At 68.4% G+C, this 23,706-nt stretch carries 20 protein-coding genes and 1 pseudogene; 14 read left to right on the top strand and 7 right to left on the bottom strand.

The features are described from left to right. Positions 1-11 precede the first annotated feature (11 nt). Positions 12-2,231 carry a LuxR C-terminal-related transcriptional regulator gene (locus R8G01_12105; GenBank protein ID MDW3214737.1) on the bottom strand — a complete coding sequence of 740 codons (2,220 nt, stop codon included), beginning with the start codon at positions 2,229-2,231 and terminating at the stop codon, positions 12-14. Positions 2,232-2,346: 115 nt separating this feature from the next. On the opposite strand from R8G01_12105, the gene R8G01_12100 reads away from it, so the two are divergent. From R8G01_12100 to R8G01_12070, 7 genes are all read left to right on the top strand, one after another. Next, positions 2,347-3,666 (top strand): NAD(P)-dependent alcohol dehydrogenase, encoded by a 1,320-nt coding sequence (locus R8G01_12100; protein MDW3214736.1) that lies wholly within the window; start codon positions 2,347-2,349, stop codon positions 3,664-3,666. Beyond that, positions 3,656-3,898, top strand: coding sequence for a hypothetical protein (locus tag R8G01_12095; GenBank protein MDW3214735.1), 243 nt, complete (start codon positions 3,656-3,658; stop codon positions 3,896-3,898). The genes R8G01_12100 and R8G01_12095 overlap by 11 nt, the downstream gene beginning before the upstream one ends. Further along, positions 3,895-4,644: a DUF4386 domain-containing protein gene (locus tag R8G01_12090; protein ID MDW3214734.1), complete on the top strand. Its 750-nt coding sequence runs from the start codon at positions 3,895-3,897 to the stop codon at positions 4,642-4,644. Before R8G01_12095 ends, R8G01_12090 begins: the two co-directional genes overlap by 4 nt. A 45-nt stretch (positions 4,645-4,689) precedes the next feature. Next, positions 4,690-5,016 (top strand): 2TM domain-containing protein, encoded by a 327-nt coding sequence (locus R8G01_12085; protein ID MDW3214733.1) that lies wholly within the window; start codon positions 4,690-4,692, stop codon positions 5,014-5,016. Between the two features lie 193 nt (positions 5,017-5,209). Then, complete coding sequence (locus tag R8G01_12080) at positions 5,210-5,419, top strand: hypothetical protein (GenBank protein MDW3214732.1); 210 nt, start codon at positions 5,210-5,212, stop codon at positions 5,417-5,419. After that, positions 5,416-5,817, top strand: coding sequence for a Fic family protein (locus R8G01_12075; protein ID MDW3214731.1), 402 nt, complete (start codon positions 5,416-5,418; stop codon positions 5,815-5,817). The genes R8G01_12080 and R8G01_12075 overlap by 4 nt, the downstream gene beginning before the upstream one ends. A gap of 142 nt (positions 5,818-5,959) precedes the next feature. Continuing rightward, the gene (locus R8G01_12070) at positions 5,960-6,304 is read left to right on the top strand and encodes a hypothetical protein (GenBank protein ID MDW3214730.1); all 345 of its coding nucleotides are present in this window, start codon (positions 5,960-5,962) and stop codon (positions 6,302-6,304) included. A 241-nt stretch (positions 6,305-6,545) separates the two neighbouring features. On the opposite strand, the gene R8G01_12065 is transcribed toward R8G01_12070, so the two are convergent. From R8G01_12065 to R8G01_12050, 4 genes are all read right to left on the bottom strand, one after another. After that, the gene (locus R8G01_12065) at positions 6,546-7,430 is read right to left on the bottom strand and encodes an SDR family oxidoreductase (GenBank protein MDW3214729.1); all 885 of its coding nucleotides are present in this window, start codon (positions 7,428-7,430) and stop codon (positions 6,546-6,548) included. 28 nt (positions 7,431-7,458) lie between these two features. Then, the gene (locus tag R8G01_12060; GenBank protein ID MDW3214728.1) at positions 7,459-9,936 is read right to left on the bottom strand and encodes an FtsX-like permease family protein; all 2,478 of its coding nucleotides are present in this window, start codon (positions 9,934-9,936) and stop codon (positions 7,459-7,461) included. Positions 9,937-9,977: 41 nt separating this feature from the next. Continuing rightward, a complete protein-coding gene (locus tag R8G01_12055) occupies positions 9,978-10,763 on the bottom strand; it encodes an ABC transporter ATP-binding protein (protein MDW3214727.1) in 786 nt (261 codons plus the stop codon). Positions 10,764-11,054: 291 nt separating this feature from the next. Then, a complete protein-coding gene (locus R8G01_12050) occupies positions 11,055-13,229 on the bottom strand; it encodes a LuxR C-terminal-related transcriptional regulator (protein ID MDW3214726.1) in 2,175 nt (724 codons plus the stop codon). Positions 13,230-13,338: 109 nt separating this feature from the next. Between R8G01_12050 and R8G01_12045 the strand changes: the two genes are divergently transcribed. The 4 genes from R8G01_12045 to R8G01_12030 all read left to right on the top strand — a co-directional run bounded on the left by R8G01_12045 (position 13,339) and on the right by R8G01_12030 (position 18,251). Continuing rightward, complete coding sequence (locus tag R8G01_12045; GenBank protein MDW3214725.1) at positions 13,339-13,623, top strand: hypothetical protein; 285 nt, start codon at positions 13,339-13,341, stop codon at positions 13,621-13,623. After that, positions 13,620-14,336, top strand: coding sequence for a hypothetical protein (locus R8G01_12040; GenBank protein ID MDW3214724.1), 717 nt, complete (start codon positions 13,620-13,622; stop codon positions 14,334-14,336). Before R8G01_12045 ends, R8G01_12040 begins: the two co-directional genes overlap by 4 nt. Continuing rightward, a complete protein-coding gene (locus R8G01_12035; protein ID MDW3214723.1) occupies positions 14,333-14,785 on the top strand; it encodes a hypothetical protein in 453 nt (150 codons plus the stop codon). The genes R8G01_12040 and R8G01_12035 overlap by 4 nt, the downstream gene beginning before the upstream one ends. Before the next feature lie 214 nt (positions 14,786-14,999). Next, positions 15,000-18,251, top strand: a complete 3,252-nt coding sequence (locus tag R8G01_12030; GenBank protein ID MDW3214722.1) for an EAL domain-containing protein — start codon at positions 15,000-15,002, stop codon at positions 18,249-18,251. A gap of 156 nt (positions 18,252-18,407) precedes the next feature. Here R8G01_12030 and R8G01_12025 read toward each other — a convergent pair. Further along, positions 18,408-18,766, bottom strand: a pseudogene (locus tag R8G01_12025) (carboxymuconolactone decarboxylase family protein). Between the two features lie 275 nt (positions 18,767-19,041). Here R8G01_12025 and R8G01_12020 point away from each other — a divergent pair. Together R8G01_12020 and R8G01_12015 are read left to right on the top strand one after the other, a co-directional pair. Next, positions 19,042-20,331, top strand: coding sequence for a hemolysin family protein (locus R8G01_12020; GenBank protein ID MDW3214721.1), 1,290 nt, complete (start codon positions 19,042-19,044; stop codon positions 20,329-20,331). Continuing rightward, positions 20,331-21,671: a hemolysin family protein gene (locus tag R8G01_12015; GenBank protein MDW3214720.1), complete on the top strand. Its 1,341-nt coding sequence runs from the start codon at positions 20,331-20,333 to the stop codon at positions 21,669-21,671. The genes R8G01_12020 and R8G01_12015 overlap by 1 nt, the downstream gene beginning before the upstream one ends. 61 nt (positions 21,672-21,732) lie before the next feature. Here R8G01_12015 and R8G01_12010 read toward each other — a convergent pair whose 3' ends face one another. Further along, on the bottom strand, positions 21,733-22,152 hold the full coding sequence (locus tag R8G01_12010; protein MDW3214719.1) for a riboflavin kinase: 420 nt from the start codon (positions 22,150-22,152) through the stop codon (positions 21,733-21,735). A 170-nt stretch (positions 22,153-22,322) separates the two neighbouring features. Between R8G01_12010 and R8G01_12005 the strand changes: the two genes are divergently transcribed. Beyond that, positions 22,323-23,666, top strand: a complete 1,344-nt coding sequence (locus tag R8G01_12005; protein MDW3214718.1) for an ABC transporter substrate-binding protein — start codon at positions 22,323-22,325, stop codon at positions 23,664-23,666. The last annotated feature ends 40 nt before the right edge of the window (positions 23,667-23,706 follow it).

The following is a 23,706-nucleotide window of genomic DNA, read 5'->3' as shown; positions in this document are numbered from 1 at the left end:
CGGACCTGACGTCAGAGGATGCCGAGGTCTCTGGCGGTCTGGACTGCGGCTTTGCGGTCGCCGACGCCGAGTTTGCGGTAGATGGCAGCGCAGTGGGTCTTCACCGTATTGGGCGACACGAACAGCTCGGACGCGATGTCGCGTTGCGACATCTTGGTCGGGAGGTATCGGAGCACGGCGGTCTCTCGTTCGGTCAGCTGCTCGATCACGACGTCGGTGTCTCGGACCGCGTTCCCGCTTCGCGATCGACTCCGGCCGTCGACACCGTGTCGCGATTCGATGCGCGCCAAGAAACGGCCGGCAATGCCCGGATCGGGGCACCGATCGATGACCGACCGGGCCTCGGCCAGCAGCGCTCGCCCGGAGTCGTCACCTGCATCGATGAGCGTGTCGCCACAGATGGTGAGGGTGTACGCCAACGCGAGGTCGCCGGGAATCCGCCGCGCCAGATCGACCGCCTTCACGGCATCGGCGCGAGCTGACGCAGGGTCGGCGGTGCCGCGTCCTCGGATCGCGTACGCCGGGGCGATCCGGTAGTAGGAGCTCATCGCCAACTCCTCGGCAGTGTCGAGCGCCCGTTCGGCTCCCGAGGTGTCTCCGCTGTCGTCGAAGTCGTTGAGCGCCTGATAGATCCGGCTCAGCACATGGGTTGCTCGGACGTCGGCGGCTGCGGACCGTTCGACGGCGATCTCGAGCACTTCGCGTGCCTCCGCGGTTCGGCCGGCCCACATGAAGACGCCACCGGCCGTCGTTGCGAGCTCCGGGCCGTGGGTCGCGAACTGATCGGTTGCGTGCATCTCGCGGGCGAGGTCCAGGGCGGCGCCGACGTCGCCGTGCGCGAGCGCGAGGTTCATGCGGAGCGGCGCGGTGATGACCAGGTCGAAGCCGGGTGATGCGAGGCGGTGGGTGGTCTCGACCCACTCGTGGGCTCGGGCGTAGCGACCGCCGATGTAGTCGCACCAGCCCCACGTCAGCGCGCACGCCGGGTCGGTCGTCGCCGGCTCGCCGATCCGTTCCAGCAGACCGCGGAGCGTCTCGATCTGGCCGTCGGAGATCAGCTGTGGCCCGAGCACGTACATCAGCCGGACCGCTGCCTGGTCGTCGCCCGCCGCAAGCCGGTGCCCGATCGCGCGCAGCGGGTCGCCTTCACGCTCGAACCACGCTGCGGCTCGTCGATGGAGCTCGTTCAGATGCTCGGGCGCCAGGGCCTGGTGTGCCTCCAACCGCAGCAGATCGCGCAACAAGTGGTGATAGCGGAACCAGGAGCCGGTGCGGTCGAGCCCGATCAGGAGTTGGTTGACCCGTGCCGTTTCGGCCAACCATTGTGCGCCACCGGTGCTCTCGGTGACGGCGTCGACGAGCGGGCCGTTGAACTGCTCCAGCACGGAGGTCTCGAGCAGGCGTCGCCGTTGTTCTTCGCCCTCCCCGGCGAGGAATTCGTCGGTCATGTAGTCGACGACGAACTGATCGTCCCCGTGGAACGAGTCGACGAATTGTTCGGGGTCGGCCGAGTGGTGCAGCGACAACCCGGCGAGCACGAGGCCCGCGGCCCACCCCTCGGTGCGGCGACACAGTCGTTCGACGGTGCCTTCGTCGAGGAACCGTCCCTCGTGGTCGAGGAGGAGACCAGAGGCTTCGGTTGCCTCGAATCGGAAGTCGTCGCCCCGGATCTCGGTCAACTGTTTCCTGACTCGAAGTCGCCCGAGCCGAAACGGCGGATCGACCCGGGTCGACACGACGATCGTGACGGTCGGCGGGCAGAGCCCGATCAGGCGCTCCATGCCGCGATGCACCGACGGATGGTCGATCAGGTGGTAGTCGTCGACCACGACGATCAACGGTTCGGCGAGATCGGCGAACTGGTTGACCATGGCCGTGACGAGCATCTGCTCGTTGCTGTCCGAACCGTTGACGAGCTGCTCGAGCGAGCGGGCCACCGCTGGAACGGCTTCGGCGATGGAGGCGATCAGGTAGGTCCAGTACCGGGCCGGATCCGAGTCGCCGTCCTCGACCTGCAACCAGGCGGAGTGCTCGGGGCGCCCCGCCAGCCACGACGCGAGGAGCGTCGACTTGCCGGATCCGGCCGGGGCGCTGGCCAGAACCAACCGGGCTCGGCCGGCCAGACCGGCATCGAGTCGATCGTTCAGACGTGACCGCTGAACCAGCCGGTCGGGCAGCGTCGGTGGCACGAGCTTCGTCGCTGCCAATCCGCTGTCTCCGTGCCCGGCCATGGCTTCGACCATAGATCGCGGGCGAACGCAGCTCCTGACCGTCCACCGATCTCACCCGGGTGAGATCACGGATCGTAGGAGGCCGCCTGGTACCAGCGGACTGCAGCATGGAGTCATGGCAGAACCCACCACCTACGAGATCGTGCTGCGGGGCCGACCGAGTCGCCGTCTGCTTCGGCCGCTCCTCGACGACTTCACGATCGACGCCCCGTCCGACACAGCGGACGACGGCGTGACCCGCCTCGTTGGAGACGTCGGTGATCCTGCCCACCTCCACGGAATCGTGGCCCACCTCACCTCCGTCAACATCGACATCATCTCCATCGCCCCGCCACCCGTACCCGCCATCGACACCTCGACCGACAGGAACAACATGACCATCCAAGAACAACCCAACCACGAACAGACCGACGCCGATCGCCTCAGCGCAACACAGATGCACGCCATCACCCAGGACCGATACGGCTCGGCCGACGTGCTCTCATTCGACGTCGTCGCCCGACCGGAGCCGAAGCCCGACGAAGTGCTGATCGAGGTGGTTGCCGCAGGAGTCGATCGAGGCACCTGCCACCTCATGTCCGGCACCCCGTACCTGATCCGGTTCATCGGTTTCGGGCTCACCCGGCCGAAGCAGACCATTCCCGGCCTCGACGTCGCCGGTCGAGTCGTGGCCGTCGGATCGAAGGTCACCCGGTTCGTCCCCGGCGACGAAGTCTTCGGCCTCGCCGACGGCTCGCTGGCCGAGTACACGACCGCTCATCAGGACAAGCTGACCGTCAAGCCGGCGAATGTGAGCTTCGAACAGGCGGCCGCCGTACCCGTGTCCGGAGTCACCGCTCTGCAGGCGGTGAGCGACATCGGGGACGCCCAGGCCGGTCAGCACGTGCTGATCGTCGGGGCCTCCGGTGGTGTCGGCAGCTTCGCGGTGCAGATCGCCAAGGCCGTCGGCGCCGAGGTGACCGCAGTCGCGAGCACCCGGAACCTCGACTTCATGCGTTCCCTCGGCGCCGATCACGTCGTCGACTACACCGCAGAGGATTTCACCGCCACCGACCAGCGCTACGACCTCATCATCGACATCGGCGGCCGCAACAGCGTCAGGCGCCTTCGCAGCGTCCTGACCACGACCGGGACGCTCGTCATCGTCGGCGGCGAAGGCGGCAACCGCTTCACCGGCGGCATCGGCCGCCAACTCCGAGCCGTGATGCTGTCACCGTTCGTCGAGCAGCGACTCACGATGTTCGTGAGCACCACGAACCCCTCCCGTATGGAGCGGCTCGCCGAGCACCTCGCCACCGGAGCGGTCGTGCCAGCGGTGCAAGCCAGCCACCCGCTCGCCGATGCCGCCGCCGGCATCGCGCAGCTCGACAGCGGCAAGGCGACCGGCAAGACCGTCGTCGTCGTTCGTGACGACGGAGCCGACCATGTCGAGTGAACGGCCCGTGTCGACGGAGGACGCCGCTGACACGGTGACGTTCCGGACCCGCGTCGTGGCATCCCTGCCATGGATGTGGCTCGGCCTGTCCGCCGCCTGGGCCATCGTCATCTTCGCAACCGACGAGGTGGCATGGCCGCTGGCGCTGTGGATCGCCACCACCGTCGGCCCGCTCACCGCACTGAAGACCCGACTCGATCCGAATACCGACTCTCGAAGGAGCAAGCGATGACCACCACGATGTTGACACCCGATCTCACACACGAGACGGTGAAGAGCCCGGGCATCGCGCCACGACGAGCCGCCATGATCGCCGGGGTCGGCTACGTCCTGCTGTTCGGCCTCGCCGTGTTCGCCAACTTCTTCGTCCGAGAAGGACTGGTCGTCACCGACGACGCCCAGGCCACCGCGATCAACATCGCCGAATCGAACACGCTGTTCCGGTTCGGCCTCCTGGCCTTCGTGGCCATCTTCCTCATCGACATCGTCGTCGCATGGGCACTGCACATCGTGTTCCGAGCCCAGCACCACGACCTGTCGCTCGTCGCGGCCTGGTCGCGCCTCGTGTACACGGTGTTGCTCGGCGTCGCCGCCGTGTTCTTCTTCCAGGCCCTCGTCTTCTACGACTCCGCCGCAGTCGCCGACGTGATGAGCTCGGCCGAACGCAACGCCCAGGCGTACGCCGGTCTCGAACTCTTCAACTCCGCCTGGATGATCGGTCTCGCTGCGTTCGGACTCCACCTGATCGTGCTCGGCTTCCTCGCCGCCCGATCGACCGAGACTCCACGCTGGCTGGGCCACCTGATGATCGTGGCCGGCGCCGCCTACATCATCGACACCACGGCCCACACCGTCCTCGCGAACTACGCCGACCACGCCGACACATTCCTCGTCATGGTCGCGCTGCCATCGGTGATCGCCGAAGGATGGTTCGGACTCTGGCTCCTCACCCGGGCCCACCGCCAGCGGGCCGCCTGAGCGGTCGCCGCCCCGACGACATCCCACCGACACGGAAAGCCCACCATGAACCACCCCACTCCCCAACAGCCGGCTGAGCCGGCCGACCAGCCAACCGCCGAAGCGGCACGGCTCTTCGTGCGCCAGCTGCAGGCGTTCTACGTCCACGCCGGCGTGTTCGCCGGCGGAATGGTGATCATCTTCCTCGTGAACCTGGCCACCAACCTCGGTGCCGGCATCGCTGGCGAGTGGCGGTCGTGGTGGTCGGCCTGGGCGTTCATCGGCTGGGGTCTCGGCATCGCCGTCCACGGTCTCGTGGTCCGGCTGAACCGGCCGACTGCGTCCTCGTCGACCTGGGAGCAGCGACAGATCGACAAGGTGCTGTCGAGGTGAGCGCACCGATCGACCGCCCTTCGCTTTGCCGGGCGGTCTCTTCGAACTCGCCTTCGTGACCGGTTCAACCGCGCACACGGCCCCGTCTCATCCGCTGGCCAACAGACCACCGCACAGAATGACGGGTACCGCTTCCTGCGGAGCACGGCAGGGGTGTCGATATTGCGCTTGCGCATCGTGATATCATGATGTCATGACGAAGCAGACCACTGTTCGGTTGCCCGACGACCTCGCCGACGACGCCGAAGCCGTCGCACGAGTGCGCGGCGACAGCGTCAACCAACTCATCATCGACTCGCTTGCCGCCGAGATCGAACGGGTGCGAGCCGACGACAACTTCACCGCCCGCGCGAAGAAGCTGCTCGAGCGCGACCGAGAGATCCTCGACCGACTCGCGAAGTGACCCGCTACCTCAGCCTTGCTGAGTTCTGGCTTCTCTCCGAACTCGTCACCGGAGTCGACGCCGCGACGCTGATCAAGGCGAGTCGTGTCGATCTCGCCGATTCTGCGCTCCATGCGCCCCAGGCCGGCTTCGACGACACCGACTTCTACCCGGATGTCTACGACAAGGCTGCGGTACTCGCCTGTCGGATCGCCTGGAACCATCCGCTTCCTGACGGTAACAAGCGAGCAGCGTGGGCCTGCCTCGTATTGTTCGTCGATCTCAACGACGGATCGTGGAACGACTCACAACCCGACACCGATGAGGCTGTCGACGCAATGATCGCCGTCGCTGCACGCGACGTCGAGGAGAAGTGGCTCGCCGGCTGGCTCAGAGATCGGGTCACCTTCGGGAGTTGACAGCCGGCTCAGAACATCGACGCTACGACAGCCGCCGCAACGCACCTGTCGACTCAATCAGGCACAGACGCCAGCGACGACTGCGCGGAAACGTGCGACGAAGTGCCGGGCGCCGATACCGAGCGAGGCGGTGCGAGCGGTCGTGCCGGTTACCGCTCGCGCGTTCACGGTGCTCCGGGGCGAGGGCTGGTTGCCGAATCATGTCGCCGCTGATGCTCCGGTGTACGACATCGGGCTCCCACGACCCGACCGGCCCGGTTGCTCGTTCGAGTACGACGGCGGAGAAGAGCGTGCCGCAAGGGTGTACCCGTACGTGATCGAGAACGGCCTCACGTTTGCTGCCGTGGTGAATCTCGGGGATGGTTGCGTTGCCAGCATCGAGTTCCCGGAACCTCCGAGGCCGAACGCGGACTCCGAGCACGGCGACTTCACGGTCCGGTACAGCGACGGCTACCAGAGCGAGGAGCCGACCGAACCAGGCGACTGACGGGCGTGAGCCGCACAGAACGTGCAATCGATCGGCCGAGCCAAGCCGTCCGCTATCAGCACGTCTGTGTCCCCACGGTTGCTGCTCGTCGGAGACGGCGCCGGTGCGCGGTTGAATCGGGTACGCGTTCGGCCTGGATCTTGTGCGGTTCGGACTCCGCTGCTCGGCCGAGCAGCCCGTGACGGCGAGTTGAGCTCGCGGCCTCCCACTCGGAAGTCGCGAACCCAGTTCGCCCCGGACGTCACGACGAGTCGGTGAACTCGTCGGCGAGGTGGTGGGTGCCGACCGGGTCGCCGACCATGTCGACTTCGCCCATCAAGGCGAACATCCGGAGGTTGGCGCCGGCGTTGGCGTTGACGGGCTCGATGAGCCGCCCCATCGTGCGGACCATGCCGCTGGGGACCCGTGTCACCTTGACCGGTCGACCACTCGCTTCGAACGCACATGCCGCGATCGCCGCCTGGGTCATCACATCGGGGCCACCGACGCTGCGATCGCTCGTGTCGTCGGAGGTGAACGCCTTCCTGACGACCTCGGCGAGGTCGGCGCCATGGATCGGGTTGAGGCGTGTCCGGTCGTCACCGATCATCCAGACCCTCCCGCGCGCCGCCATCTCGCCGAATACCGCGATGTCGTTGAAGAACCCGGTCGGGCGGATGATCGTCGTCGACATTCGGCTCGCCTGCAGGCGGTCGACCACACGCTCGCGCGCGTCCATGAGCGGCGACCGATCACGCAGTTCGTCGCCGCGGAGGACCGACACGAACACGAACCGTCCGACACCGGCTCGTTCGGCCGCCTCGACGAGGTGCAGGTTGGCGTGCTCGTCGACGTCGCGGAACCTCGGCCGACGGCGGAACGATCTGACGCCGATCGACGAGAACGCTGCGTCGGCACCGTCGAAGAGCCCCTCGAGCGTCGTCGGATCGGTGGGGTGGCCGACGAACACCTCGTCGCAGTAGTCGGCGGCGTCGCCGAGTCGGGACTCGTCGCGGACGAGTGCACGCACGCACCAGCCGTCGGTGTGGAGCGCCCGGACGACATGCCGGCCGAGGTAGCCGGTTGCGCCGGCCACGACGACGGTCTGTCGGCGAGGCCGACGGGGGTGGATGGGTTCGGGGATCATCAGGATTCCTCTCGAAGGTCAGAACGGGTCAGTTGGTGGCGATGGCGTCGAGCACGGGTCGCCGAGCAGCGGTTCGTGCGGGCAGCGCGGCAGCGATGGTTCCGGCCGCGACGGCACCGATGACGATGGCGATCAAGGTCGGGACCGGGATCGTCGGAGCGCCGAACCCGTCGTCGGCGAGCGTCGAGATCGCAGCGGCCGTGAAGCCCAGACCCATGGCGAGACCGAGCACGGTGCCGAACATCGCGATGACGACCGCCTCGAGGCGGATGGACCGGCGAACCTGCCGCCGCTCCATGCCGATCGCACGCAACACCCCCAGTTCTCGTGTGCGTTCGTGGACCGACAGCCCGATCGTCGTGGCGATGCCGAGCACGGCGATCACGACGGCGAGTCCGAGCAACCCGAGGACCAGGTTGAGCATGGTGTTCAGCGCTCCGACCAGCGACTCGGCGTAGTCGTCGATCGACTCGACCACGGCGGTCGGTTGTCCGGCGAGTGCAGCGTCGACCGCGTCGATCGCCGCGGCGTCTCCGGCCAGCAGCACGGCGCGGTCGAGGCCGATGCCATGTGGTGCGATGGCCTGGTAGGTCCCGACGATCGCGGGCAACGCGTTGGTCTGCTCGATGATGCCGGTGATCCGCAGCGTCGGCCGCGCACCGTCGGGGAACACCACCATGATCTGGTCGCCGGGTGCCCAGCCACGCTCGTCGGCCAGGTCGTCACCGACCACGACGGTGTCGATCGCGGTGCCGATCGAGCCGTCGAGCACCATGACATCGACGAAGTCGTCGGCTATGGCCAGGTCGATGCCACCGACGAACTCCATCGATCCGTCGACCTCGGCCGACAGTTGATGCAGCGGGAGCGCCTCGGCCCCATCGACGGCAGCCGCCTGTCTGACGACGTCCGACGGGAGGCCGGGGTTCGCCCCGATCGGTCGGACCACCGCGTCCGCGACCAGCACCTCGGCCGCGTCGCCGCGTACCGAAGCGCTCGCCGTGGAGGCGAACATCGATGCACCCGCGACCAGCGTGACGCCGATCGTGAGCGCAGCGGCAGTCGATGCGCTGCGGCGCGGGTTGCGGTCGGCGTTGGCAGCTGCGAGTCGGCCGGCGGTGCCGAGCCGACGGAGCGGGAACGCCACGAGGCGGGTGATCGGCCGGACGAGCATCGGCCCCAGCGCGAGCACCGCGTGGAACGTCGCAACGCTGCCCAGACCGACGAGCGGTGCGTCGGTCGCGACCACACCACGGACGAGGGCATAGGCACCGAGGGCCGCCAGCACCCCGCCGACAGCGAGTCGTTTGCGGGAGATCCCGGTCGATTCGATCGAGGCATCGCGCATGGCGTCGATCGGCGCGACGGTGGCGGCGCGTCGAGCGGGCACCAGCGCCGCAGCGATGGTGACGCCGACGCCGACGGCGAAGGCGGCGACGACCGTCGAGGTCTGGATCACGAGCGGGGTATCAGGGAAGTCGAGACCGAAGCTCGCGAAGGCCGACATGAGGCCGCGTGCGACGCCGAGACCGGCGACGAGACCGCCGGCGGCGGCCAGCAACCCGGTCAGCGCCGCTTCGATCACGACGGACCCGAGCACCTGGCGGCGGCTCGCGCCGATCGCCCGAACGAGGGCGAGTTCCTTGGTGCGTTGGGCGACCGTGATCGTGAACGTGTTGGCGATCGTGAACGAACCGACGAACAGCGCGATGGCGCCGAACACCAGCAGGATCGTCTCGAACACGCCCAGCGCGAACGCGAGATCGTCCTGTCGTTCTGTGGTCAGCGCGTCACCGGTCACGACGTCGGCGTCGCGAACCACGAGACCGATCCGCCCGGCGAGTTCGTCGGCGGTCATCGAGTCACTCCGGGTCAGAATCTGCGCGGCCGTACCGACGTCACCGAGACGCTGCTCGGCTGCGTCGGCGGTGAAGAACGTGAACGCCGAGTTGGCAGCGCCGGGGACACCATCCACTGACGCGAGGCCCGAGACGGTGAAACGCTCACGGCCGGCGAGCGTGATGACGTCGACGGGGTCGCCGACGTCGACGCCGGCCTCGTCGGCAGCTTCGGTCCCCAACACGATCTCATCGTCGGCACCGGGTGGTCGTCCGTCGGTGAGTTCGAAGGCGGAGAGCTCGGCGTCGTCGATCCAGTTCAGACCGACGCTCTGGATCATGCTCAGCGCCTTGCCATCGGTGCCGACCACCTGGGTGTAGCCGACCCAATAGGGCTCGGCGGCGCTCACGCCGTCGATCGACCGGATGCGTTCGACGTGGTCGAGGTCGACCGGGCCGCGCAGGGTGGAGACCTCGTCCTCGCCGACTGGGAGGCCGCGGACGAACACGTCGACGCCCTCGTTGACCTCGGCGATCGCTCCGTCGAGCGACTCGAGCATCGTGTCGGTGAGGACCATCGTCCCCGTGGTGAATGCCACGCCGAGCACGATGGCGAGCGCGGTCGCGACGAGCCGCAGCTTCTTGGCGAACAGGTTGCGGATGGACATGCGGAACATGATGTGGGTCTCCTGGAATCGAGGGGGGTCGGTCAGTTGCCGAAGCGCTTCATGCGGTCGAGGACGCGGTCGGATGTGGGCTGGGACATCTCGTCGACGATCCGACCGTCGGCGAGGAAGACGATCCGGTCGGCGTACGACGCGGCGACCGGATCGTGCGTGACCATCACGACGGTCTGGTCGAGGCGATCGACGGCGTCGCGAAGGAACGCGAGGACCTCACCGCCCGAGCGGCTGTCGAGGTTGCCGGTGGGTTCGTCGCCGAAAACGATCTCGGGCCGGCTGACCAACGCACGGGCGACGGCGACTCGCTGCTGCTGGCCGCCAGACAGCTCGGCGGGCCGGTGGCGCAAGCGGGTTTCCAACCCGACGGTGGCGACGACCTCGTCGAACCAGGCGGGATCCGGCGTGCGTCCGGCAAGGTCGAGCGGGAGCTCGATGTTCTCTTTCGCGGTCAGCGTCGGGACCAGGTTGAACGACTGGAAGATGAAGCCGATCCGGTCGCGGCGCAGCCGGGTGAGCTGCCGGTCGGACAGCGACGAGAGTTCGACACCGCCGATCGAGACCGAGCCGGACGTGAGCGTGTCGAGTCCGGCGACGTTCTGCATCAGCGTCGACTTGCCGGAGCCGGAGGGCCCCATGATCGCGGTGAAACGACCCCGCTCGAAGTCGACGCTCACGCCGGCCAGTGCCTGGACGGCGGCGTCGCCCTTGCCATAGGTCTTGACGGCGTCGCGAGCTGCTGCGGCGACCCGCGCCGGGTCCGGCGCCGGAGCGGACGGTGCGGCTGGTGCGGGGAGTTGGAGTGTCGAGGTCATGTCGGGTTCCTTCGTGTCGGAGGGGTGAACGGGTGCGACATCAGCATCCGCCCGCCCGGGGTGACTCCGCCTCCCGCCCGGTACTCGGTCACCCGGGTGAGATCCGGTGTGGGCAAACCGCATCACCGCACCCAGCCGCTTCGCGATCTGCCACGGCGAACCAACCCCTCGCACCGGAGATCGTCAAGACCGGTCCCGTCGACGCCTCGGAACGAGCCACGAGGCAGTCGTCGAGTGCCTGATCCGATCAGTTCGCTGCGAGCGACGACGGTGCCGGGACCGAGCGGGTGCTCAGAGGAGGCCGAGCTCGCGAGCCGCGTGGACGGCGGACTTGCGGCCGTCGACGCCGAGCTTGCGGTAGATCGCCTTGCAGTGCGTCTTGACCGTGTTGAGCGATACGTACAACTCACCGGCGATCTCACGCTGCGACATCTGCGACGGCAGGTAGCGCAGCACGGCGAGTTCGCGGTCGGTGATCTGATCGACGAGTCCCGGTGGGGCCGGAGCCCGCTCGGCGAGTCCGTGACGGGCCTCGATGCGTGCGAGCGTCGCGCCGACGATGCCGGCTTCCGTGCTCCGGTCGACGGCTCCCCGGGCGACGCGAAGCAGGTCGGGCCCGGCCGGGTCGTCGTGCTCACAGGCCGTGTCGCCGACGATGGCATGGGCGTAACCGAACGTGAACGGCTCGGGTGCCCGTCGGGCGAGTTCGATGGCACGTTCGGCGGCGGCGGTGCGGCGTTCCGGGTCGGAAGTGGTCCGCGCCAGGATCGCATGGGAGACCGACAGCTGGGGTGACTCGGCGAGACCGTGACCGTGGGCGTGGTCGAGGCTCGACATGGCGTGTTCGGCCGCGGCGGCCAGGTTGCCCGACTCGAACTCGACGACCGCCGCGAGACCGGGGGCGACCGATGCTGCGTAGTCCGATGGTTCGGCGGCGGCGAGCTCACGGGCGATGGCGATGTGCCGGCGCGCCGCGTCGAACTTCCCTGCCCAGGTGTGGGCGGCGGCCAGACCGATGGCCTGGGTCGACTCGGTCGGTTCGGTCATGCGACCGGCGATCGAGAGCGCCTCGCCCAGGTCCCCCTCGGCGAGGTGGACCATGATGCCCAGCGACGCCGTGAGGTTGGCGTCGGTGCCGTCGTCGAACTCGGCGGCGACGTCGTAGTAGTGCCGGGCACCGGCGAAACGACCGGTGCTCAGGTTGATCCAGCCCCGCACGAGGGCGCTGCGCGCGTGGCGTTCCGGCAGGTCCCCGAGTCGGTCGAGCAGCCGGAGCACGGTGAAGATCTGCCCGCCGTTCAACAGCGCGGTGGCGTGGATGGCGATGAGGTCTCCGGCGGTGACGAGATCGCCACCGGAGATGTAGTGCTCGATCGCGGTGTACATGTCGCCGTGTTCGTGGTGCCACGCGGCGGCGGCGAGATGCAGATCGGGCAGACGGTCAGCGATCTCGCGTTCGGCCTCCAACCGGAGCAGGTCGCGCAGGAGATGGTGGTAGCGGTACGAGGTGCCGGTCCGATCGAGACCCACGACCATCTGGTTGGAGGCGGCGATGCGCGTCAACCACGCCGTGCCGTCGGTCGACCCGGTGACCGCGTCGATCAGCGGACCGGTCAGCCGTTCGAGGATCGAGGACTCGAGCAAGCGTCGCCGATCGTCGGGTGTGATCGAGGCGAGCAGCTCGTCGGTGAGGTAGTCGACGACGAGCTGGTCGTCGCCGCGGAACCCAGAGATGAAGTTCGTGGCGTCGTCGGTGCCGGCCAGTGAGAGCCCGGCCAGGACGAGCCCGGCCGCCCACCCCTCGGTCCGGTTGCACAACTCGTCGAGCATCTGCCGATCGAGCAGCGGCGAATCGAGGAGGTCAGCGGCTTCGTCGGCGTCGAAACGCAGGTCGGCGGCGCGGATCTCGGTGAGCTGTCCGCTCACGCGGAGCCGGCCGAGCCGGAACGCCGGATCGGCGCGGGTCGCGATCACGATCCGGACGTGGTCGGGGCACAGTTCGACCAGCCGTTCGACGCCGGCGTGCACGGCCGGATTGTCGATCACGTGATAGTCGTCGATCGCGACCACGAGCGGGTCCGGCGCCTCGGCGAGCACGTTGACGAGCGCCGTGACCACGGCATCCGGTGAGCCTCCCGACGAGACGATGATCGGACCGACCGCGTCGGTGACACCGTGTCGGACACCATCGATCGCCGCTGCGAGATAGGACCAGAACCGCGCCGGATCGGCGTCGCTGTCCTCCACCTGGAGCCAGGCCAGATCGAGGTCACGATCGCCGAGACATCCTGCGAGCAGGGTCGATTTTCCCGATCCGGCAGGTGCGCTCACGAGAACGAGACGGTGTCGCTCCTCGATCGCCCGGTCGAGGAGGCGGTCGAGCCGGGCGCGGCGAACGAGGTGTCGTGGCGCCGTCGGCGCCTGCAGCTTCGTGGCGACCAAAGCGCCCAGGTCCACCCCGGTCATCGTGCCGAGGCTAGGCGCTCCCGCAGATCTCCTCCCAGATTCGGCTCACCCGGGTGAGATCGGCGGGGGAGCGATGCCGGGTCACCCGGTTCGTCGAGATCGTGGTGCCATGACCGGAGGAACGGGTTCCACCCGCTACGTGATCGAGATCGGTGGCCACGCCTCCGACCGCGTGCTGCGTCCGGTCATCGACGAGTTCACGATCGAGCTGACCACGTCGGGAACCACCCGCCTGGTCGGTGCGATCCGCGACTCGTCGCACCTCAACGGGCTGATCGCCCACTTCACCTCGCTCAACGTCGAGGTGATCGAGCTGCGTCGACTCGACCAGCCCACGAGCATCGAGTGTCCGACGACACCCACTCCCAGCCAATCCGAAAGAGAGCAATCATGACGACCATCACCACCCCATCGGCCGCAACGGCGCCGAGCGAGACACGACGCACCTTGACGCGGGTCGGCGGCATCGCTCTCCTGCTCGCCGCCGGCACCTTCGCGTACGGCATCGCCTTGTTCGCCACGACGATGGTCGACTACGTCGACCCCGACGCCACCCCGGCCGAATCGGTCGACTTCCTCGTCGGTCATCAGGGGTCGCTGCTCGCCTGGTACATCGGCATCTTCATCGTGTTCGGTGCCGCGCTCGTCCCGATGGGACTCGCGCTTCGCGAACGATTCGTGGACCGGACGCCGCTGCTCGCCAATGCCGGCATGGTGTTCGCCGCGATCTGGGCGGCGCTCATGTTCGCCACCGGGATGATCTCCAACATCGGGATCGAAGCCGTTGCCGACCTCGCCGAATCCGACCCCGACCGTGCCATCACCGTGCACTCGGCGATCGACGCCGTCACCAACGGCCTCGGCGGCGGCAACGAACTCGTCGGCGGCATCTGGATCGGCCTCGTCTCGATCGCCGGACTGCTCACCGCTCGACTCCCTCGCTGGCTGAACGTCACCGGCGTCGTCACCGCCGTTGCCGGACTGTTCACCGTCGTCCCCGCCTTCGAAGCCATCGAGATGGTGTTCGGGCTCGGCTCGATCGTCTGGTTCGTGGGCGCCGGCATCGCGCTGCTCCGCAGCGACGAAACCGCCGAGAGGACGTCATGACCACCGCATTCGCCCGAGCAGTTCCGTCCGGGCCCGCTGCGACGACGGGGGTCAGGGCTGCCGCCATCGGTGCCGCCGGGATCCTGCTCGGATTCGCCGGGTTGCAGGTCGCACTCGCCGCCGGCGCCCCGCTCGGCGAACACGTCTGGGGCGGCAGCCAGGATCGGGTGCTCCCGACCGGCATGCGGGCCGTCGCCGGCGGTGCCGCCGTTGCCCTGACCGCTGCAGCGGCGATCGTCGCCGGCCGGGCCGGGCTCATCGGCCGATCCACCCCCTGGCTCTCGCCGGCCTCGTGGGGGATCTCCGGCTATCTCGCGCTGAACACCGTCGGCAACCTGGCATCGTCGAGCGGTGTCGAGCGGTGGGTGTTCGGGCCGGCAACGGCGATCGGCGCCGCGCTCACAGCGTTCGTCACGCTTCGCCGCCGACGAGAGACCGGCACGACGTGACGACGGCGACCCGGGTTCGCACGTCTGTCGCGAGGCGTGTGAACCCTGTCTTCCGCGCGAGGGCGCAACCCGTGTGGTGACAGGACGCACGTGATAACGAGTGACCAATCGGCGGACATCCTCGTCTGGTGAGAATTCACCTTGTCCCGGGTCGTCGAACTGCCGATGAGCGAGCGTGGACACCCCTCTTCGACGCGTAGCGAGCCGCATTGCCGTGACGCTGCTCGCGGCGTCCGCCGTGTGGCTCGTGTTCCATCAGATCGACGCTCCGGCGGTTCGCCGAGGTGGCCACAACATCATGCTTCTCGCCGTCTCCCTGGCAGCGACGGGTTGCGCTGGATGGAAGGCGCTCGGTGCTGCAGGGCCGTCTCGCCGGTACTTGATCTCTGTTGCCGGGGCCGCGGCGTCGTGGACCATCGGTCAGGGGTGGTGGACCGTCAACGAACTGATCCTGGATCGGATCTCGCCGTTCCCGTCGGTGGGCGACCTCGGCTTCCTGTTCGCGTACCCGTTGGTGGTGGCCGGGCTGCTTCGAGCGCCGAGGCGCGTCGGCCGGCCGGGAGCGAGCGCTCGACGAGTGCTCGACGCGCTCCTGTTCGCGACCTCGCTGGGCTACATCGTGTGGGCGTTCGCGTTGCACCCCTTCTCCGGTGCGCTCGATCTCGACACGTGGGCAGGTTCGCTCGGAGTGCTCTATCCCCTCGGCGACGTCGTCCTGACGACCGTGGCCGTCGCAGTGTTCGCGACGGCTCGGCCGCCGTGGCGTCGATCCACGGGACTCGTCGCCGTCGCCCTGGCCACGTTCGCGGTGGCCGACACGGCCTTCTCGTTCGCTCACTTCGCAGACAGCGCTGTCCGCAGCCCGTGGATCGACCTCGGATGGATCGTCGGGTGGGTGTTGATCACGTCGTCGGTCTTCACCGTGCCAGCACACGGAAGTGCCCGCGGTCCGGACGATGTCGAGACCCCTTCCGTGACCGGCTCGCTCCTCCCGGTCATCGCGGTGGCTGCGGTCGCCGTCGTCCAGGTCGGGATCCACGTCGTCCAGCCGTCGGCCGACGAGGATCGGGTGCTCGGATGGCTCGGCATCGGCGCGCTCGGGTTGCTCGCCGCCCGTTCGTTGGCCGCCCACCGCGAACAGCGGAGTCAGGCGGTCGAACTCGCCGCCCGTGACGTGGCGACGTCGGACCTCTTGGGCCGGCACCGCGTCGCATTCACCGCCGCGCAGATGGGCACCTGGTACATCGATCTCGCCGACGGGATGGTGCGGAGCTCGCCGGAACTCGACGCGCTGCTCGGATACGGCGCCGGATACTTCGACGGTTCGTTCGATCAGGCCCTCTCGATCGTGGTGCCGGATGATCTCGGCCGCTACCGGGAAGCGTTCCGGCACGCGATCGCGACCGGCGAGGACATCGACATCGAACTGCAGGTCGCCCGCGCCGACGGACGCGTCGGCTGGGCGCGGGTCCTCGGTCGGACCGTCGCCGATGAGGACGGGGAGATCCGTGGCATCGTCGGAGTGATCATCGACATCGCGGATCGGGTCGCCGCCAGCGACCGTCTGGCCCGCCGTGCCGAGCAGTCAGCGGTCCTGGTCGAACTCGGCCAGCGCGCCGTTGCGTCCGCCTCTCTGGACGAGGCGATCGAGGATGCCGTCGCCTCGGTGGCCGCGACGCTCGATGCGGAACTCGCCGAAGTGCTCCGCCTCGAGCCTGGCGGCGGTGACTTGCGTCTCGTCGCCGGACGGGGCTGGGCACCGGGCATGCTCGGCTCGACGCTCGTGCCCGTCGGAAACGCATCGCCGGCCGGCGTTGCCTTGGCCGTCGATGAGGCGATCGTCGTCGAGGATTTCGAGTGTGATGGCCGATTCGCGGACATCCGACTGCTGCGTGCGAGGGGCGTGCGCTCGGGTGTGAGTGTGGCGATCCGATCCGGCTCGGGACCGTGGGGTGTGTTGAGCGTGCACTCCCGTGCGGCCCATGTGTTCACGGCGGAGGATGCGAACTTCCTGCGTGCCGTGGCCAACACGATCGGAGCGGTCGCCGGCCGTGCCGAGGCGACTGCGGCGCTGGTGCATCGAGGGTTGCACGACCCACTCACCGAACTCCCGAACCGTGCGCTCCTCCAGGATCGCCTCGACGTCGCCATCGTGCAGACCCGCGCCGCTGGTCGCAACACTGCTGTCGTCCACATCAGCATGGACCGGTTCACGCTGGTGAACGACTCACTCGGCCACGAGGCAGGCGATCGGGCACTGATCGAGATCGCCGACCGCCTCGGCACGCTGTGCGGCCCGGGTGACACCGTCGCTCGGCTGCAAGGTGATGAGTTCGTCGTGGCCGCGACGGTCGACGACGGCCACGAAGCCATGAAGCTCGCCTCCCTGGTCTTGGCGACTGTCGCCGAGCCGATCGTCGTGTCCGATCCGGCCGAGGAGTTGTTCCTGACCGCCAGCGTGGGTGTCGCGCTCGCCAACGGCGTCGGCGACACGGCTTCGGTGCTGCGCGACGCCGGGATCGCTGCCAACCGGGCCCGAGAGCAAGGTGGGCGACGCTATGAACTCTTCGACGACTGTGTCCGCATTGCCGCGGTCGAGCGGCTCCGCATCGAACGTGAGCTGCGCTACGGCATCGCCGAAGGGCAGTTCGAGCCGCACTATCAACCGCTCGTGCGACTCAGCGACGGCGCGCTGATCGGTGTCGAGGCCCTGGCCCGGTGGCGTCACCCGACCCGCGGGCTGCTCGGCCCCGGCGCATTCATCGGTCCGGCGCGTTCCGCCGGGCTCCTCGCCGAACTGGGACGATCGATCCTGGAGCAGGCGATCCTCGACACGGCGCGTTGGAACAGCACGGGCGCGACTCCGTTGCGGGTGTCGGTCAACCTGGCCGCCGAACAGCTCGATGCCACGCTGGCCGACATCGTCCGCGATGTGTTGCGGTCGAGCGGACTCGATCCGCGCTCGCTGTGCCTCGAGGTGGTCGAGGACGCGCTCATGCAGGAGAACGACGCCGCGATCGATCTGCTCGGCCGGGTCAGGGACCTCGGCGTGTCCTGCATCGAGATCGACGACTTCGGCACCGGCAGCTCCTCGCTCTCGCGGCTCGCCCGATTCCCCGTCACCGGCGTGAAAATCGACCGTTCCTTCATCACCGACATCGCGACGAGCGCGGACGACAGGACGGTCGCCGGCACCATCGTTCACCTCGGGCACGGCCTCGGGCTGTCGGTGACGGCCGAAGGTATCGAAACCCATGATCAGCTCGACATCGTCCGCGCGCTGGGTTGTGATTCTGCCCAAGGGTGGCTCTTCGCTCCGGCCCTGCCCGCCGATGAAATTCCTGCGCTCCACGCGGTCGCTGCGACGGCCTTCGCCTCCGTCATCGCGTCGCCGGCCTCCGCAGGTGCATCGTCGACGTCGCTGCCCGAGGACGTTCTCGTACCCGACCCGGTCCGGTTGGGATGACGACCGCGGCAACCGCCGGCGGCTGACACGGGCTCGCAACCGGGGAGCGGCTGCGTGGGCCGGGCTCGCGCCAGGAGGTGGCATCGCGGTCGCTCTCGGAGGCGAGGCGCCGCTCACGCGTGGTCGTTCTGGGCGCGACCGGTCGGCGTCTTCGGGTCAGTCCGTGGTTTCGGGGACGAACTCGCAGAAGGCGGCGTAGGCGCGAGGGCCGTAGATGGTGCCGGGGCCGCCGTTCATCAGCATCGCCACACCGATGGCTTCGGCTGCTTCCTGACGGCTCGCTCCCGCTTTCGCGGCGCCCTGTGCGTGGGCAGCGATGCAACCGTCGCAGTGTGCGTGACGCCGATGGCGAACGCGATGAGTTCCTTCGTCTTGACGTCGAGCGCTCCGGATGCGAATGCGGCGTGGTGGAACTCACCGAATCCCTGGTACACCTCGGGCACGGCGTGCCGGAGCTCACGATGCAGCGGTCGGAGTTCGTCGAGTACTGGTTGGCCGTAGCCGTGGTCGCCCATGGGCGTCGTCCCTTCTCGGTGGCTCCGACCCGGCCGACGGGGATGGTCGACAGCGTCGGAGCGGCTCCTGTGCCACCCAGCATGGGTGCGCACAGGCGGATTCCCCAGGGTCCAACGTCACGTTGCGGGCAGTGGTGACCCACCGACGGGAGCGACGCCCGTTCGCCGGGCTCGGGGGTCGACGCCCCGAACGTCGCGTCGCCTCGCTACCGTGCTGGGGTGCCCAAACGGTGTGACGCGATGGTTCGACGGCGACTGCAGGTTCGGGGGCGTCGGTGAACGTCGTGGTCCCGCTCCTGGTGATCACGGTGATGGTCGCCTTCAACGCGCTGTATGTGGCGGCCGAGTTCGCCACGGTCGGCTCACGGCGTTCGCGTGTGCAGCAAGACGCAGCGGCGGGCAGCGGCTCGGCGAAACGTCTCCTGGCAATCATGGCCGACCCCAAGCGGCTCGATGGTTACGTCGCCGCGTGCCAGATCGGCATCACGCTCAGCAGCCTGGTCGCCGGTGCCTACGGCCAGGCGCAACTGACCCCTGTGCTGGAACCGTCGCTGGGCAGCGTCGGAGGACGTGGCGCCGCGGTGTTCATCGTGCTGGTGTTCGTCACCGCGATGCAGGTCGTGATCGGTGAGCTGCTCCCCAAGACCGTCGCGCTGCGCTATCCAGAACGACTCGCGACGGCCACGCTCGCTCCGATGCGGGTCAGCCAGTGGGTGTTCAGCCCCCTCGTCGGTCTGTTCAACGGGTCGGCGACCAAGTTGATGAAGCTGTGGAAGCTGCAGATCGACCACAGCCACGCGCACGTGCACTCACCCGAAGAGCTCGCGGGCCTCTACCGGGCCAGCGCCGAGGGCGGCCTGATCGACGCCTCCGAGCGCGACATGCTCGCCGGGATCCTCAACGTCGATGCTCGCCGAGTCCGCGAGATCATGACCCCACGCCCGCGACTCGTGACCGTGCCGGAAGCGACCGGTGTCGCCGACGCGCTGACGCAACTCGCGGTCGGGCCGCACACCAGGTTCCCGGTCACCGGTGCCGACGGTGACGTCGTCGGGATCGCCCACCTCCGCGACATCTTCGTGCACGCCCAGTCGCACCCCGACGGTTCGGTCGGCGACGTCACCCGCCCGGTCGTCGCGGTCGCCGAGGTCGTGACCGTTCCGAGACTCTGGCGCACACTGAGCGACGAGTCGCAACACTGCGCGCTCGTCGTCAACGAGTACGGCGACGTCGCCGGCCTCGTCACGCTCGAAGATGCGATCGAGGAAGTCTTCGGTGAGATCCAGGACGAGTTCGACCTCGAGGAGGACCCGATCGTCGTCGGCGACGGACGCGTCTCGGTGCGCGGCGACGTGCTGCTCGCGACGCTGCACGACCGATTCGACCTCGACTTCGGCGATGCCGTCGTCGACACCGTCGGGGGGCTCGTCTGGCACCACCTCGGACGCACACCCCTCCCCGGCGACACGATCACGATCCCCGGCGGCCCCGTCATCCGGGTCGACACCATGAACGGTCGAGGAGTCGTCAGGGCGAGCTTCGACGAACCGGGTGATGCGCGGTGATGTCCGACGTCGTGATCCCGATCCTCGTGATCGTCGTGCTCGTGGTGGCCAACGGCGCGTTCGTGGCCGCCGAGTTCGCCCTGGTCGGCGCCCGCCGGAGCCGACTGCAGACCCTCGCCGACGACGGCAGCCGGCCGGCACAGTCGCTGCTCGGCGTGTTCGACGACCCCACCGGCAAGGACGGCTACATCGCGATCGCGCAGCTCGGGATCACGCTCGCCAGCATCGGGCTCGGCATGTACGGCGAACCGGCGGTGGCGGGTTGGCTCTACGGACCGTTCGAGGACTGGGGCCTGTCCCACGCCGCCGCCCACACGGTCGGGTTCATCATCGCCCTGAGTGGCATCACCTACATGCACGTCGTGTTCGGCGAGATGATCCCGAAGGCGCTCGCGCTGCAGGCTCCGGAAACGGTGAGTCTCCGCATCAACCCGGTGATGCGGGTGTTCGGCCTCGTGTTCCGGCCGGCGGTCAAGGTGCTCAACGCGGCCGCGCTCGGTCTGATGCGGCTGCTGCGCATTCCCGAACCCGATCAGCGGTTGGCGCTCTACACGAGCGCCGAACTGGCGATCGTCACCGATGAGACCGCCAGCAGCGGACAGCTCGGGATGATGCAGCGCGACCTGATCCGCAACGTGTTCGAGCTCGACGAACGAACCGCCGAAGAACTGATGGTGCCGCGCAGCCGTGTCGAGACGCTCGACACCACCACCCCCGCCGACGAGGTGTTCGATCGGATCACGTCGTCGGAGCGGAGCCGCTACCCGGTGATCGACGGGTCGCTCGACGCCGTCGTCGGCGTGCTCCACATCAAGGACTTCATCCGGGCACAGCAGCGCGGCGGCAGCCTCGCCCTGCGAGAACTGATGCGTCGGATCCCCACGGTGCCAGGCACCGCCACCGCCGAGGACGTGCTCGAACGCTTCCGGCGCGAGCAGACGCACGCGGCGCTCGTCGTCGACGAGCACGGGGCGACGCTCGGCATCGTCACGATGGACGACATCATCGCCGACGTGATGGATCAGGAGACCCACGCCGACGAGCGCGGGCCGGTGCGACACGACGACGGGTCGCTCAGCCTGAGCGGTGAGGTCACCCTGCACGAACTCGCCGACGACCACGGCATCGTGATCGAGCACCCGGACGTCACGACGATCGCCGGCGTCGTGCTCGCGGCCACCGCCGTCCTCCCCACGGTGGGAACGTCGGCGACGGTGCAGGGGCATGATCTCACCGTCGAAGAGGTGCGCGGCCGCAAGATCACCCGCATCCGCGTGCGCCCGCAGGATCCGGAGGCCGACACCGACCTCTCCCCGGTGGGCGACCGAGCGCCGCACTGAACCACGGGCCGCCGACCGGAGCCGCCGGCTGATCGCGTCGACCGGGGGGTCGACGGCGCGGTCAGCCGGCGGCTTCGATGGCACGCTCGGTGTCGAGCGCGATCTGGGCCTGCAACTCCTCGAGCGACCCGAAACGCTGCTCGTCCCGGAGACGTCGCGTGAGACGCACCACGATCGTGCTGCCGTACAGGTCGCCGTCGAAGCCGATCAGATGGGCCTCGACGAGGCGAACACCATCGGTGTAGATCGTGGGACGGTGGCCGACATTGACGGCAGCGACGAACTGGCGCCCGTCGCTGAGCGTCACCCGCCCGGCATAGACGCCGTTGGCCAGCGCCGACGTCGCGGCGAGGGGGAGGTTGGCGGTGGGGAATCCGATCGTCCGACCGCGCTGGTCGCCCAGCTCGACGGTGCCACACAATTCGGTGGCATTCAGCACGACGGTCTCGGTCGCACAGGTCAGGGAATCTCGGTTGCTCATGGCGTCCTCCGTTCGCACCGCAGAAACAAGCAAGCGCTTGGTAGACGAAAGAATAGCGAAGATCGAGCGGCTGTCAAGCGCCCGAACCGAATCGAAACCTTGTGTTCTCGGAAGCGATGGACTAAACAAGCACTTGCTTGTTCAGCTCAACACTCCCAGGGGGAACACCAATGACCGCATCTCGACCCACAGCACGCCGGCGCATCGTCGGCGCCACGCTGGCCGCAGTACTCGTACTCGCCGCCTGCGGTGGCGACGACGACGACGCCGGCGATGCCGGTGACACGCCGACCGAAGACGAAAGCACCGCCGATTCGACCGCCGACGACGTGACCGACGAGGCGTCGGATGACATGTCCGATGACGCGTCGGACGACATGTCCGATGACGCGTCGGACGACATGTCCGACGAGCCCGCCACGACCGAGGAGCCCACCGAAGAAGCTTCGGGTCTGCCGGCCGGTGAGTACACCATCGGCTTCGAGGCCCTGACCTCCGGCCCGGCGGCGTTCGCCGGCGTGCCGCTGGCCAACGGCGCCAACCTCGCGGTCAAGATCATCAACGAGGAGGGCCTCCTCGGCGAGGGCGTCACCCTGCGGATGGACGAGGAAGACGCCGGAGGCGACGCCGCGAAGGCGATCGGCATCGTCGAGGGCTTCCTCAGTGACGACGTGTCGGCGGTGCTCTGCTGCGCACTGTCGAGCGTCGCCGGTTCGGTCAAGCCGATCCTGGCCAACGCGCAGACCGCCGGCGTCGTGACGTCGGCGATCCTGCCAGGGCTCAACGAGCCGCCGTACATGTACCGGCCGGTCCTGCTGCTGGGTGACCCGGCCTACAAGGAGATGATCGACGGACTGAACTCGGACGGCAGCATGTCGACCGGCGTGATCGTCGTCACCGCCGACAACGACGGCATGACCAACGAAGGTGTGATCTGGGCCGACGCGTTCTCCGGAGCGGGCATCGAGGTCCTCGAGACCGTCGACACCGCAACCGGTGACACCGACTTCAGCGGCCCGGCGACCCAGATCATCGACGAGAACCCCGATGTCGTCGCCCTGTCGATGCTCGGCCAGGAAGCCACGCTGCTCGCCAAGGCGCTGCGTGACCGCGGATACGAAGGTCGTCTCGTGACGACCTACGGCATCAGCAATGCCGCCAACTACGAGATCGGTGGCGACACGCTCGACGGGATCATCTTCCCGATCGCCTTCACCCCGCAGATGACCACGCCGGAAGCCGTCGCTTTCACCGAGGCCTACGAGGCCGAGCACGGCGAAGTGCCCGACGTGTTCGCCGCCCAGGGTTACACCGCTGTCCTCGTCGCCGCCGAAGGCCTGCGCCTCGCCGGCACCGGCGACTCCGAAGCCGTCGCCCAGGCGATGGCCGGCATCACGGAGATGACCACGCCGTACGGCCAGATCGTCTTCGAGGACGGACAGGCGTCGCTCGCCAGCCCGACCACGTTCATGCAGTGGAACGCCGACGGCAGCCAGACCATCTGGACGCCGTGATCGAGGTGGCCTGCACGGCAGGCCGACACTGAGCCGAGGG

Source organism: Ilumatobacteraceae bacterium, from assembly GCA_033344875.1.
GTDB lineage: Bacteria > Actinomycetota > Acidimicrobiia > Acidimicrobiales > Ilumatobacteraceae > Ilumatobacter.
This window is presented reverse-complemented; position numbering and strand designations above follow the sequence as displayed.